Consider the following 12,754-nt stretch of genomic DNA (forward strand, 5'->3'; position numbering starts at 1 on the left):
GAGTTCCTCCTAAAATTGTTCCAAGAATCGTACATCATCTTCGAAGAATAGACGTAAATCGTTAATGCCGTATAAAAGCATAGCAATACGTTCTACGCCCATACCAAAGGCAAAGCCTTTGACCTTTTCAGGATCATAACCGTTCATGCGCAACACATCAGGATGAACCATGCCGCAGCCTAAGATTTCAAGCCAACCGGTATGGGAGCATACACGACAGCCTTCGCCGCCACACATAACACAGGAAATATCCACCTCGGCTGATGGTTCTGTGAACGGGAAGAAGCTTGTACGGAAGCGTACCTTTGTTTCATCACCATACATATGACGTAAGAAAGATTCAAGAGTCCCTTTCAAGTCGGCAAATGTAATGTGCTCATCGATAATAAGCCCTTCCACCTGATGGAATACCGGGGAATGCGTCGCATCGTAATCCCAACGATATACCTTACCGGGCGCAATCATACGGATTGGGCTGTTCGGTTCATGGCGTTGCATTGTACGAGCTTGTACCGGAGAGGTATGAGTACGTAACAGGAAGTTTTCTGTAATATAGAAGGAGTCCTGCATATCGCGTGCAGGATGATCTTTCGGCAAATTAAGGCATTCAAAGTTATAGTAATCCTGTTCAATCTCCGGCCCCTCTTCAACGGTATATCCCATTTTCATAAAGAAGTCCTCAATCATCTCATTAACTGCAGTTAAAGGATGAATATGACCGGATTTCGGTGCACGACCAGGCAACGTAATATCAATGCGTTCTTGTTTTAAACGGGCATTTAGCTCAGCTGCTTCCATACGGGTCTTAACCGCATCGATTTTAGCCTCTAATTCTTCACGCACGGCATTAACGAGAGCGCCCGCCTTAGGGCGTTCTTCCGGAGATAATTTACCTAGCCCTTTTAACAAGGCCGTTATTTCGCCTTTTTTACCCAAATATTTAACGCGTATATCTTGCAACGATCGTTGATCTGTCAAGCCTTTGATGGCATCAAGGGCTTCAGCCTTAATCCGTTGTAGTTCTTCTTTCATTCAAGCATCCTCCTATAGTACAAAGTTCAAATTTCATTATACCAAATCAGGGTTATCTTCTTCAATAAAACGCCATGGTAAATCAGGCAACGGCTTTTCTTCCAAAACATAAAATGTCCCCCTTGCCAAGTGAACGAGTTCCCCGAGTTCATTATAAATACGTGCCGTCGCAACCATAGTGATTTTACCATTATGTTCCACATTGGCCACACCGCGTAATAAGGTACCGCCTGTAACAGCTTTCACATAATTGCCGTTAATATCGATTGTACTCACGGATTTTCCTAAGGTAAAACAGGATGAACCCATCAGACTATCCGCAAAACCGATGCAGACTGCGCCATGCAGATGGCCTCTAAAATTACAGTACTCCGTTGTATTCGTCTGTAATGTCATTTCGATATGACCGGCCTCAACGGCCGTAACCTCCGAATCCTTCACCCAAGAAAAAGGATTTTGCTCGCGCAGTTCGTTAAAATATTCTAATAAGCTCGTCGCCATAGGATTCTCCATTTTAATTTACAATACGTTTCAAATAAAATTTATTTCTACTCAATACACATATACATTCTTTCGTTGGTGGAACTTGAAGCTTTTCCGTCAATATAAAATGGTGCGTTACGTAATTATTGTATCACGCAACGCACCATATGCGAATAGCTACCGTGTAAACAGTAAATCATTTATTCATAATGTAATGCATCAATAGGGTTCAATTTGGCCGCTTTACGAGCAGGGTAAATACCGAAGATTAACCCGATAGCCATGGAGAAGCCGAAGGATAAGAAAATCGTCGGAATGGATATAACCGTATGCATGCCGGATGCCGTACCAATCAATTTCGATACGCCGATACCGAAAGCAATACCAATGAGACCACCCATCAAACTGATAACGACGGCCTCGATTAAGAACTGTGTAACAATTACGCTGTACGTCGCCCCCAGAGCCTTACGTATACCGATTTCCCGAGTACGTTCCGTTACGGATACAAGCATGATGTTCATAATGCCGATGCCGCCTACTACGAGCGAAATCGCCGCTACAGCACCTAAGAACAATGTAAATGTCCCGGTTGTCTCAGCTACTGTTTCCATAATAGATTTCATGTTTTGAACATTAAAATCATCTAGATTTGTATCCTTAATATTATGACGAACACGTAATAAATTTTCTATATCCGCCTGTAATCGATCGATACCGTCATCATCCTTAGCTACAACATACAACATACGTAGATAATCAACACCTTCCACGCGTTCCATTGCGGTTGTATAAGGTATTAATATTGTATCGTCTTGGTCATTCCCCATTGAGCCGTTCCCTTTACTATTGAGAACCCCGATAACACGGAACGGAATATTTTTAACCCGAATCTCCTGTCCGACAGGATCTTCGTCGGCAAATAGATTTTTCACCACCGTCTGACCTACGACCGCTACACGTTCACGATTTTTCACATTCTTATCGGAGAAAAAACGACCGGATGCCATTGACCAGTTATTTACATCCTGAAAGTTCGAGTTAACACCTGACACGGATGTGGTCCAGTTTTTATTCTGATAAATCACCACATACGAATTATTAGTCATCGGACTGACAGCTTTCACACCGTCCAACTTGGCAATCGCTTCATAATCGGATAGTTTTAAGGACTTCATGGACCCCGCCGAAGGTCTAACCCCCGGAGTACGTGCAGCCCCCGGCATAACTACCAGTAAATTGGAACCCAAGCTGGAAATAGACTCTTGAATGTTCTGTTTTACACCGTTACCGATTGATACCAATGCAATAACGGCGGCCACACCGATGATGATCCCCAACATGGTCAATATAGACCGCATTTTATTAGCAACCAAGGAGGCCCAAGCCATTAAGAAACTTTCTCTATACATGAGGCACCTCCTCTACCGGAGTCATATTTGCATTAATCGAATCCTCTACAATTATTCCATCTTTGAGAACAACATTTCGACTTGCATACGTTGCAATATCCGGTTCATGCGTTACGAGAATAATTGTTCGCCCTTCGGCATGAAGACCACGAAAAATATTCATAACATCGATGGTCGACTTGGAATCGAGATTCCCTGTCGGTTCATCGGCCATAATAATTGAAGGGTCATTCGCCAACGCACGGGCAATGGCAACACGTTGGCGTTGCCCACCGGATAATTCGGACGGCAAATGATTCATACGGTCTCCAAGACCGACAGATTGTAATAGCGAAGAAGCCCTCTCATTTCGATTTTTCTTGCCTACACCGGCATAAATCATAGGCAATGCCACATTTTCAAGAGCCGTTAATTTTGTTAGCAGATTAAAACTTTGGAAAACAAAACCAATCTGTTTATTTCGCACAAATGCCAGTTCATCATCGGATAAGGTGGCAACCTCATCACCATTAAGACGATAAGAACCGGTCGTAGGGCGATCCAAACAGCCGAGAATGTTCATAAAGGTGGATTTACCGGAACCAGATGGTCCCATGATAGATATAAACTCGCCCTTATTGACAAGTAAATCAATGCCATGCAAAACAGGAACTGATAATTTGCCATTCACATAGGTCTTTGTAATCCCTTGTATATCAATTACTGATTGATTCATAAGCACCTTCTCTTAGAATGGTCCGCCTACATTACTCTTCGGTGCAGTCACATCACCGCTCACGATGATTTCGTCACCTTCAGACAAGCCTTTGAGAATCTGTACATTCGTATCTCCGGTTACGCCGGTGGATACAGCTGTTCTCACAGGTTGACCATCTTTAATAACATATACATATTCCCCTTGCTTATCGGTACGTACAGCTGTTAGAGGAACAACTAATGTATTCTTTATATCATCACCGAAAATAGTGGCCCTTGCCGTCATTGTCGGCAAGAAATTACCCGCTATATCCTGAGGTATGGCAACTTTTACGATATAGTACACTACACTCGTACTGGTTTTGCCCAATTCACCCTTTGTACCTTTAGCGATTTCAGATACATAGCCCGTGAAAGTCTCACCAGGTTTGGAGTCGACTGTAAACTCAACACGCGATCCGTTTTTAATATTTCCGATATCCGTTTCATCCACTGTGAGATAGATTTCTAAATTAGATAAATCAGCAATCGTGGCGATAATCATCTGTGTCGAAATCCCCGTACTGATCGTTTGGCCCGCCTTCAAAGGAGTACCCACAACGGTACCGGCCATCGGAGCCGTAATGGTAGCATCACTCAAATCAGCTACAGCTTTATCATATACAGACTTAGCACGTTCATAATCAGTAACAGAATCATCATATTTCTGTTGCGCAATCGCATTCTGGTCAACCAAGGCTTTATAGCGATTCATATCAAGTTCAGCCTTTGACATTGCTGCACGTGCATCGTCGACAGTGGCTTGTAATTGACGCGTATCAATATACGCAATAACCTGACCGGCTGTAACTTGGTCATTTTCCTTAACCAGTACTGATTCAAGCTTACCGGCTACATTTGTGGATACATCTACATAGTTGACAGGGTTAATTGTCCCTGTTGCGGAAATACTTGTTTTAACATCACCTTTTTCAACTTTACCCGTAGTATATAGTTTTTGTGATTGACTCGCATCATCGCTGTTAATGTAGTAATAAGCACCGCCACCGAGTACACATAGTACTACGGCACCGGTAATAATACGTTTGCGATGTTTTCTAAAAAATTCTTTCATTCTTATCTCCTTATAGAAAAATGAAGAACTGATTATATTCATGAGAATCTATAGCCAATCAGGCTATGTCTATCGGTTTTAATCAATTATACAGTACTATTGACTTTTACACAATATAATTTTATTGAGATAAAAAATGGCCCCTTCGGGCCATTAACTACTTAAAATAGACAACAAAGTGTATTGTTCTTCATTAATCGGAAACTGCAATTTTTCAGCTTCCTTATAAGATATAGTACGAATATGACCATCAATATACCCGATTAAACGATTATCTACGCCGCTCATCAATGTATTAATACATACCTCACTCATACGGGCGGCTAAAATCGCATCAAATGCGGAGGGTCCGCCACCACGTTGTAAATAACCTAGCACAGTCAAACTCGGGTCAAATTCCGTATGATTTTTTATAAATTCTTTTACTTCGCCACTTTTATAGGCACCTTCTGCCACAAGTATAACGCTATACTCCTTGCCGCGCAATTGAGTTTCCTTCAAATGGCGGCAAACTTCATGAAGCGGCATCGGGTTCTCAGGTACCAGAACGATTTCAGCGCCACATGCAATCCCTGACTGCAAAGCAATATGTCCGGCCTTGCGGCCCATGACCTCCACAATGGCTACCCGCTCATGAGAGTTCGATGTATCGCGGATATGCCCGACCGCATCAACAACAGTATTCAGTGCCGTATCAAATCCGATGGTATATTGCGTACCGCCCATATCATTATCAATAGTACAAGGAATTGTCATCGTTGACATACCGTGTCTTGATAAGCCCTGTGCACCTCGCATGGAACCGTCCCCACCTATAACAATCAGATGATCGATACCATAACGCTTCAATATTTGATAAGCGTTCTCCTGCAAAGCTTCATCTTGAAACTCAGGATACCTTGCCGTTTTAAGCATTGTACCACCCTGAGTGATAATTCCGCCAACATCGCGAGCCTGTAGAGGGAATATAGCCTCTTGTATGAGCCCCAAATACCCCCTTTCAATGCCGAACACTTGAAACCCTTCATGAATTGCTTTTCTTGTAACGGCCCGAATGGCTGCGTTCATTCCCGGTGCGTCTCCACCGCTTGTTAATATTGCAATTTTTCTCATATCCATTACCCCCTCGTGGTATATCTTGTTTGGATATAGCTTCTGATGGAATTGTACTATCTTTGGATCGACGCCTTGCTTTAAATTGTACCGCAGATGTTTCGAGCTCCTTTTCAATTCGCTGCATAAAATCAAAGGTTCGACCGTTTGTCGTATCTAATACATAGTCACACTGTTTATATACAGGCTTCCAGGATTGTATCATGGCATGTACAAAAGAATTCACATTTGTATAATCCATCGTCGGTCGTTTACCGATACGGCGATTAACTCGACTTACAATACGAAATTGTGCTGCGCGAATACCGATGATATAGGAATATTTTTTCAATATCTTTAACGTGCGATGTTCTATCGGAAAGTTTCCACCTACTGAAATCACCGCTTCATGATATAAACATACCTTTTTTAAAACATCCATTTCAGCACGGCGAAATGCTTTTTCTCCGATTTTTTTATAAATATCTGCAATGGGCAAGCCAAAACGATCTTCCAATACGCGATCGGTATCTACGAATTGCCAGCCTTTTCGTTCCGCCAGATTACGACCGAAGTGACTTTTTCCACTTCCCATAGAACCGATGAGCATAATATTTCGTTTAATTATCATGTATAGTGAGCCCCTTATCATTTCATATCTTTCATTTTACTATAATTCCATGTAAAAACAAAGATAGACCCTTCGGATATAACTCACCAGGGTCTATTTCTATTCATTATCTATAAAATTATAATAACATAAACAAATGAAAAAAGACTTTTGTATCTATTTATCGGACTTTATCATACATTGCATATATACAACATTACCCTTCCGCTCAATATCTGCTATTTCTACATGATGTTGGGATTCTGCTTTCTCAACTGAATTTAACCAATTAAATAGACTTTCCGTACTGCCCAGCAATGTTAGTTCCAGCATCTTTTCATGTTCCACCGTACTCACAATCATTAAGGGTTCACCCCGCAAAGATTCCAATATCTGTTCATAAGACGTATCTCCATATTGAAACCGCATCAATAACTCGGCCTCTTCAGAGGTTAAATAATCAGATTTAACCTGCATATTTATAGTATATAACTCCATCTGCTTCGCTATGGAATATTGATGATTATAAAAATATATATGCCCATATAGACAACCCCCGCTAAGGATTATCCAAAGCAGAAGCGCCCCCATGATTTTCTCCACCGGCAGCGTTGTGCTCGCCTTCAGATCCATCCATATGGAACGTATATTTTCCTTTATTCGCTTTAACTGTTCCATGACACTCAATTTTCGTCAATCGATGTTGAACACTGTCCAAAAAAGCTCGACACCGTTCATCACTTATGCCCTCTCCATCAATGGATATATGCCCATTCTTATACGCAAGATGATTTAAACTTATTTCTTGATTCATCGCCAGATCTAATATACAAATTATAACGGCATTGTGTGAAAAACCTTTATCGCGTTGCAATATTTGATTACGCAAAGACATTACCGTATCATACTTTTGCCGTATGTCTACATACTGTCTATTATTTTTCACATCACACCACTGACCTACCTGATTCCGATAGGACTGATATGAAGTGATACATAAATAGATTAATATACAGCCCAACAGGAAAAATACAACACTTAATATATACCCTAAATATCGATACCTATGCCAAAAACCGTGCCATTGCAAAGAGCGGGGCATAAGATTGATTAATCCATTATTACCATCCCTGACCAATCCACTTTAACCCCCTTGCCGCCATGCCTATGGCCATATCCCAATCAAGACATCCGATCTGGCATCGATTCCGACCACGACCTAACAATAGCAGAGGAATATATTCTATGTCGCCATACATATCTACAATAGAATTCAATTCACAGTGTTCCTTCGTAGTAAGTTCTTCGGTTCCATAAAAATGAACCCCTTTAATTTCATCTATACCGAACTGCTGTAATTTCTCCTCTAGTCTTATAATAGCCTCTTTTATATCTGATTCCGTTATAGGAACGATAAGATCCTGTACAGATACATCCTTCCACCAAGCCCATAAATGCATTCCTTCCGGCTCTACAATCCCGGTTATGATTCCACTGCGTTGCATATAACTGTAACATATCGGTATAGGCCAACCATCAATAACATCTACCGGTGCATACGTATTCCGTATCCCCTGCTTCAACAACTCCAAATCATGACGATCAACAGCTACCATGAACATGTAGTAATTATGTCGCGGATATTCTCGACGACATGCATCCATTTGAAAGCAATCTCCGTCAAAATCAAAATAGTCGTCCACATTCCATTTAATAAATTCTTTCACATCAAAATCATGCGGATCATAAGCAGCCATATGCATTTGTGTCTTTATATCCGCGACAATACTATACGCTCCGTCATCTAAATCATAAGTTTCAATAAATTTTGCTACATCTTCATCAATGGAACCGGTTCGTTTCATTTCAAGTGCATCGATAATTACCATGGTTTTATTTTCAATATGTGCCGTTACACCGACGATTCTCTCATCGGTTACACATAGTCCTGCATGGACCTTTTTCTTTTCTTTCATATGTTCTCCTCAATATGGTTTCATAGAAACTACATGCATATGATGATTTGTATCAACCGTAACATACATATGAATACGGCTGCTAATTTCATATGATTTTATCTTGCCGTAACTGATTACATGTCGTGGTATATCTTTACGCTTATCGGCCTCAATATAAATTGTGCAATCCTTATCATCAACAATCACTAGCGGTTCATTAAAATCCCATCCATTCCCGGATTTACAATAGCCGACAAACCAGTGCGCTCCCCGTTCAGCAGCATAATGAGCCTCTTCAAGATGTAATTCATCCATTGTATTACTTTCACATATTTGACATATATGAAGCCCGGTAAAAGCCACCAGTAACAAAAAAGTCATCGATAGTATAGCCACATATGTAATGAATCCCGCATTATAAGTCTGTGTGTTCACTATCGCCCTCATTCTCATCATGTATATACCAATTAAATAGCGTCCCTCGACCTATAGCCACTTCATAACCGGCTATACCGCCATATCCCTCGGTATATGACTTCTCTTTAGCAAACCTATTATTAATAAACCAATGTAAATGAACCACACCGTACTCATCCATCGCAAATCCCTTATTCCGCGTATAATCTAAATGTCTTTTATCCGCAGTTCCGATAATGCGACTGCCGCTGACAGGTTGCAAACTGCCATCAGTTAATTTACGATACAATGCATGTCGACGAATAGTGAATGTAGTTCTTTTATTATCATGAATCATGAGGCTTTGATTAGCATCCTCAACCGTTACAGGAAACTTATTCCACATTATATGGGCTACTACCACACGCCGTGTATAACGACCATCCTCCATCATCGACACGCTATCGAGCAGCTTGGCATCCCACATGACGGCATAAAATATAACGCTCAACAGAATCGACAATATAATTGTAGAGATGGTTATACTGATAACAGTCGAGTATAAAATAAAGCCTGCTTGTTTATTTTTCTTAAGACCCTTCTCATAATACTTACAATTCATATATCCTGCCCAAAATAGAATGCCTATTTATCATACCCATACTACTCATAGGTTATACGCTTACTTTCGATGTTCAATATCCGTACACAATGTATAAACAATGTGCCCGTTATCTAACGCCTGTACGGTTATATGCTGCATAGGAACCCCTTTTGTATTAATAAGTGCAGCACCTTTTCTGAAAGTTATGTTCATACCGTTACCGATAACAAACTGTGACGGATAATCTCCGGCGGTAACATGTCCCGTTTTATAATATTCACACTTAGCTTCTTCCAAATATGTAAGAGTATCTTGCAAAATATGATCCCAATAATAAGCCCGTTGAACAGAAAGACTTGCCAACCAGAACACGGACAATACGACGGGCAGAATAAATAGGATAATCATGGCTGATGCAAGTGCATCTCCATATAGAAAACCCGCGTCAGTGAATTTCCTCCCACCGTATACGCCCCGTTTGTACAGATATCCAGATACGATTTTTCTCACCACTTTCCTTATCTAATAAAACTATTTCCGTCTCATCATACGGTAAACCGAAAGCAGAAAAGGAAATCGTCGTCAAGGACCTTTGACTTTCAATTGACGTTGGCAACTGTATATCAACGGTATGATGATACACATCTTCCGCAATGGTATATTTATTCTTATGCAGCACAAATGTCATGTGACCCAAGCGATTGGACTTATGCCCCAACATAGACCATAACTGTACCTTTTTAATCATACATACGACCTCTTGTGTAGCTCCATTAAGAGTATAACGAGATGGTGTCGTTATCATAGGCATAGTTAGCGTGACAATGAGTATTACTAAACCGACGGTAATAACCCACTCCGCAAGTAGAGCACCTACCCTAGGACCTTTAAGCTGACGAGTATCCATCTATACAATATCTCCATATAACTTCCACCGTGTAATGCACACCAGCCGCCAAAGCATAGAAAGGGACCAAACGGTATATATCGTTTCTTATAGCCGCTCAGTAAGAGATAGAGTGAACCTGAGCAAAACGCTATGTAGAAGAAACAGATTAATTCCCACGGTGTCAACCATGTAGCGATAGCACAAAACCACTTTACATCACCTAGACCAAATCCCTTGTGACTGATATAGCGTATGAGAAATGTAATGAGGCCAACTACACAAACACCTGTAAAAACATTCGCTAAACTATAATCATTTATATAGCTGTATATACATCCTCCTATGGAAAGAATAACTACACCTTCATCAGGCAATATATAGTAATGCATATCGATGGTAGCACCTGCTAAGAGTATGAGTGAAAACACTGCATATAAAGCAACGTGAATATAAGATACTGCCTGCGTACAAAACCATAGAGGGAGCATTATGGATGCTACATATATAACTAAAGCGATAATATACTGTGTCCCTTTCATAAGCTTATCCTTATCAGACAAATACAAACTTACACATTATTGAAACTTAACAACATACAATCGTCTTTACAATTTCAGCCATCTATCATGGTGTGTTTGGAGCCGTAACGACGACAGATTTACCTGTATTACCGCTTACCTGTTCATAACTGATGGTATATTCCTTACCTTTTGATGTTTTTACATGTTCCGTTAAATACCCTTCCTTATATAGACTTTCAACAGTCGGCGGTGTCTCTATGTTCTTATCGATCATAAAAGGTTATATCTCTTTAATTTATTTCATATTTCAAAATATGTTGTAATAATCAAAGTTTTATATCGTGGTTTATTAAAACCACTTACACAAAACACAATATTTAAAATTCATTTTTTGACGAATTTTTGACGGCAAATAAAAAAGAGGGTAGCAATTACGCTACCCTCAATTTGTTTTATTTATCTAATTCTACTAAGCGGTGCAACTTGCCATTAACAAACCACATTTCACAACGCACGTTGTTTTGGTCTACCAAGGTTGCCATATATAACCCCTCTTGGTTAGGTTGAATATCTTCTGTGAATTGATGTGTTTTTCCCTCGAATGTAAATACTTGTGCCATAATATTTTCCTTTCATCCAATACATCCCAACTGTCAACTAACAGTTGATTGTTGCAAGCCGTGCAACTCGGAGATAGATTAGATCACCATGCCTTTACTGTATAAAGTACACTACCACCTTTAAATTGTGTTCCCTCAAAATGCCCTAGCATCTCAACTCTACCAGCTTGATAACCGATAGTTTCATACATTTTCTTATCAATCACAGTAACACCAGCTTTTATTTTATGTTCTTTGTTTAGGTTAATCTTATACACATCGACTTTTTGCTCGTCTGTGTTGGCCACTACTGCGGTTCTATCAGATTTTTCTGTGGCCACTTTAGGTAAGTTAGGGTTGCTATGTGCAATATCCTGTTTCACCTTTTCTGCAGCAACTTCAACTGTAGGCGCTTGCGTGTAGTATGTCGCTACTGGTTGAGTTCTTTCCTTTATGGAAATAACTTCTTGTGCTTGTTGTTCCGTTACATGAATTGCTTTTGACAATTCTGTAGGTGATTTAGATTGTTGCTGTGTAATCACAACAGGCTTTTCAATCTGTTTCTGTTTATACAGATGATAGCATCCCATACAAATGAGTATGAATACTAGCATCGGAATTATGACCTGTATGGTGCGTTTATGTGTTTTTAGATAAGTTAGTACCTTATGTAGATAAAACATTCACCTACACCCCCTCAACCTCTTTCATTAGCATTTTTAACGCTTTGAATTTCTCATCAGCAAATCTATTGTTTAGGCTATCTCTTAATGCACTACTATTCCATTCAAGGCTCATACACGTATCATAAATGCCAGCGATAATGTCATAATCAAAACGCTTATCATCGATGTAGGATAAGTTAGGCAGTTCAATATTCAATGCCTTTTCCATTAGCTTTAATGCATCATTGAACATATTAACGATTTCGCCAGTACCATATTGTACCGCTCTGCTCCATATAACATCCTTTAATGCATCAGAATGTTTTTCTACATTAAAAAGATTTTGTCTTAGATACTCACACGCTACATCGTAGTATGCGGACTTAATATAATCGTGTTGCATCTTTTCAAAGCCTACCGCATCAACTGTACCTAACTCTTGCCACTTAGCAATGAAACCATCAGAATTGATTTCACCACTATCAATCAAGGCTCTTGCATAGTCAGTATAAAAACCACCTTGTTTTAAACCCCAACCAAGGAACGCATCAACACTACCACAATTACTTGCTAGTTGATATGTTCCATAAGAGATACCGCCAGCATCATTGATGCCACTAGATACACACGCTGGATCTCCATTACTTTCATACTCAGCACTTAACTGTCCTAATTCAGCCATT

The 12,754-nt window shown here is 40.1% G+C and carries 18 protein-coding genes and 1 pseudogene; all 19 read right to left on the bottom strand.

What is annotated here, in order from left to right; genetic code table 11:
- Positions 1–9: 9 nt before the first annotated feature.
- Positions 10–1,032 (bottom strand): phenylalanine--tRNA ligase subunit alpha, encoded by a 1,023-nt coding sequence (gene pheS / locus CKV62_RS05335; RefSeq protein ID WP_095066032.1) that lies wholly within the window; start codon positions 1,030–1,032, stop codon positions 10–12.
- A gap of 36 nt (positions 1,033–1,068) precedes the next feature.
- Positions 1,069–1,533 carry a PaaI family thioesterase gene (locus CKV62_RS05340; RefSeq protein WP_095066033.1) on the bottom strand — a complete coding sequence of 155 codons (465 nt, stop codon included), beginning with the start codon at positions 1,531–1,533 and terminating at the stop codon, positions 1,069–1,071.
- Positions 1,534–1,715: 182 nt separating this feature from the next.
- Positions 1,716–2,927, bottom strand: a complete 1,212-nt coding sequence (locus CKV62_RS05345) for an ABC transporter permease (RefSeq protein WP_095066034.1) — start codon at positions 2,925–2,927, stop codon at positions 1,716–1,718.
- A complete protein-coding gene (locus tag CKV62_RS05350) occupies positions 2,920–3,642 on the bottom strand; it encodes an ABC transporter ATP-binding protein (protein WP_095066035.1) in 723 nt (240 codons plus the stop codon). The genes CKV62_RS05345 and CKV62_RS05350 overlap by 8 nt, the downstream gene beginning before the upstream one ends.
- Before the next feature lie 12 nt (positions 3,643–3,654).
- Positions 3,655–4,737, bottom strand: coding sequence for an efflux RND transporter periplasmic adaptor subunit (locus CKV62_RS05355; RefSeq protein ID WP_095066036.1), 1,083 nt, complete (start codon positions 4,735–4,737; stop codon positions 3,655–3,657).
- Between the two features lie 153 nt (positions 4,738–4,890).
- On the bottom strand, positions 4,891–5,805 hold the full coding sequence (locus CKV62_RS05360) for an ATP-dependent 6-phosphofructokinase (RefSeq protein WP_231968409.1): 915 nt from the start codon (positions 5,803–5,805) through the stop codon (positions 4,891–4,893).
- Entirely contained in the window at positions 5,762–6,460 is a 699-nt protein-coding gene (locus tag CKV62_RS05365) for a shikimate kinase (RefSeq protein WP_095066038.1), read from the bottom strand. The genes CKV62_RS05360 and CKV62_RS05365 overlap by 44 nt, the downstream gene beginning before the upstream one ends.
- 156 nt (positions 6,461–6,616) lie before the next feature.
- Positions 6,617–6,916: a hypothetical protein gene (locus CKV62_RS09480; RefSeq protein ID WP_231968294.1), complete on the bottom strand. Its 300-nt coding sequence runs from the start codon at positions 6,914–6,916 to the stop codon at positions 6,617–6,619.
- A gap of 82 nt (positions 6,917–6,998) precedes the next feature.
- On the bottom strand, positions 6,999–7,334 hold the full coding sequence (locus CKV62_RS09565) for a hypothetical protein (protein WP_231968295.1): 336 nt from the start codon (positions 7,332–7,334) through the stop codon (positions 6,999–7,001).
- A 226-nt stretch (positions 7,335–7,560) separates the two neighbouring features.
- A complete protein-coding gene (locus tag CKV62_RS05380) occupies positions 7,561–8,415 on the bottom strand; it encodes a hypothetical protein (protein WP_095066040.1) in 855 nt (284 codons plus the stop codon).
- Positions 8,416–8,424: 9 nt separating this feature from the next.
- Positions 8,425–8,832 (bottom strand): hypothetical protein, encoded by a 408-nt coding sequence (locus CKV62_RS05385; protein ID WP_095066041.1) that lies wholly within the window; start codon positions 8,830–8,832, stop codon positions 8,425–8,427.
- Positions 8,813–9,415, bottom strand: coding sequence for a hypothetical protein (locus CKV62_RS05390; protein WP_095066042.1), 603 nt, complete (start codon positions 9,413–9,415; stop codon positions 8,813–8,815). The genes CKV62_RS05385 and CKV62_RS05390 overlap by 20 nt, the downstream gene beginning before the upstream one ends.
- Before the next feature lie 60 nt (positions 9,416–9,475).
- Entirely contained in the window at positions 9,476–9,907 is a 432-nt protein-coding gene (locus CKV62_RS05395; RefSeq protein ID WP_231968296.1) for a hypothetical protein, read from the bottom strand.
- Complete coding sequence (locus CKV62_RS05400) at positions 9,843–10,145, bottom strand: hypothetical protein (RefSeq protein WP_231968297.1); 303 nt, start codon at positions 10,143–10,145, stop codon at positions 9,843–9,845. The genes CKV62_RS05395 and CKV62_RS05400 overlap by 65 nt, the downstream gene beginning before the upstream one ends.
- Positions 10,146–10,270: 125 nt before the next feature.
- Complete coding sequence (locus CKV62_RS05405; RefSeq protein ID WP_095066045.1) at positions 10,271–10,825, bottom strand: prepilin peptidase; 555 nt, start codon at positions 10,823–10,825, stop codon at positions 10,271–10,273.
- An 85-nt stretch (positions 10,826–10,910) separates the two neighbouring features.
- Positions 10,911–11,084: pseudogene (locus CKV62_RS05410) on the bottom strand (competence type IV pilus major pilin ComGC); the annotation flags it as partial.
- Between the two features lie 175 nt (positions 11,085–11,259).
- Positions 11,260–11,427 carry a hypothetical protein gene (locus CKV62_RS09430; RefSeq protein ID WP_157728914.1) on the bottom strand — a complete coding sequence of 56 codons (168 nt, stop codon included), beginning with the start codon at positions 11,425–11,427 and terminating at the stop codon, positions 11,260–11,262.
- A gap of 83 nt (positions 11,428–11,510) precedes the next feature.
- Positions 11,511–11,948, bottom strand: a complete 438-nt coding sequence (locus tag CKV62_RS05415) for a hypothetical protein (protein WP_231968299.1) — start codon at positions 11,946–11,948, stop codon at positions 11,511–11,513.
- A 145-nt stretch (positions 11,949–12,093) separates the two neighbouring features.
- On the bottom strand, positions 12,094–12,753 hold the full coding sequence (locus CKV62_RS05420; RefSeq protein WP_095066046.1) for a VgrG-related protein: 660 nt from the start codon (positions 12,751–12,753) through the stop codon (positions 12,094–12,096).
- Between the last annotated feature and the right edge of the window lies 1 nt (position 12,754).

Origin of the sequence: Veillonella rodentium (assembly GCF_900187285.1) — a bacterium.
In the GTDB taxonomy this organism is placed as follows: domain Bacteria; phylum Bacillota; class Negativicutes; order Veillonellales; family Veillonellaceae; genus Veillonella; species Veillonella rodentium.

What these genes read in the sequence shown, in the direction of transcription:
- CKV62_RS05420 (WP_095066046.1), bottom strand. Translation starts at nt 12,753, where the DNA reads ATGGCTGAATTAGGACAGTTAAGTGCTGAGTATGAAAGTAATGGAGAT.
- CKV62_RS05400 (WP_231968297.1), bottom strand. Translation starts at nt 10,145, where the DNA reads ATGATTAAAAAGGTACAGTTATGGTCTATGTTGGGGCATAAGTCCAAT.
- pheS (WP_095066032.1), bottom strand. Translation starts at nt 1,032, where the DNA reads ATGAAAGAAGAACTACAACGGATTAAGGCTGAAGCCCTTGATGCCATC.
- CKV62_RS05355 (WP_095066036.1), bottom strand. Translation starts at nt 4,737, where the DNA reads ATGAAAGAATTTTTTAGAAAACATCGCAAACGTATTATTACCGGTGCC.
- CKV62_RS05380 (WP_095066040.1), bottom strand. Translation starts at nt 8,415, where the DNA reads ATGAAAGAAAAGAAAAAGGTCCATGCAGGACTATGTGTAACCGATGAG.
- CKV62_RS05365 (WP_095066038.1), bottom strand. Translation starts at nt 6,460, where the DNA reads ATGATAATTAAACGAAATATTATGCTCATCGGTTCTATGGGAAGTGGA.
- CKV62_RS05350 (WP_095066035.1), bottom strand. Translation starts at nt 3,642, where the DNA reads ATGAATCAATCAGTAATTGATATACAAGGGATTACAAAGACCTATGTG.
- CKV62_RS09480 (WP_231968294.1), bottom strand. Translation starts at nt 6,916, where the DNA reads ATGCAGGTTAAATCTGATTATTTAACCTCTGAAGAGGCCGAGTTATTG.
- CKV62_RS05345 (WP_095066034.1), bottom strand. Translation starts at nt 2,927, where the DNA reads ATGTATAGAGAAAGTTTCTTAATGGCTTGGGCCTCCTTGGTTGCTAAT.
- CKV62_RS05390 (WP_095066042.1), bottom strand. Translation starts at nt 9,415, where the DNA reads ATGAATTGTAAGTATTATGAGAAGGGTCTTAAGAAAAATAAACAAGCA.
- CKV62_RS05405 (WP_095066045.1), bottom strand. Translation starts at nt 10,825, where the DNA reads ATGAAAGGGACACAGTATATTATCGCTTTAGTTATATATGTAGCATCC.
- CKV62_RS09565 (WP_231968295.1), bottom strand. Translation starts at nt 7,334, where the DNA reads ATGTCTTTGCGTAATCAAATATTGCAACGCGATAAAGGTTTTTCACAC.
- CKV62_RS05340 (WP_095066033.1), bottom strand. Translation starts at nt 1,533, where the DNA reads ATGGCGACGAGCTTATTAGAATATTTTAACGAACTGCGCGAGCAAAAT.
- CKV62_RS09430 (WP_157728914.1), bottom strand. Translation starts at nt 11,427, where the DNA reads ATGGCACAAGTATTTACATTCGAGGGAAAAACACATCAATTCACAGAA.
- CKV62_RS05360 (WP_231968409.1), bottom strand. Translation starts at nt 5,805, where the DNA reads ATGAACGCAGCCATTCGGGCCGTTACAAGAAAAGCAATTCATGAAGGG.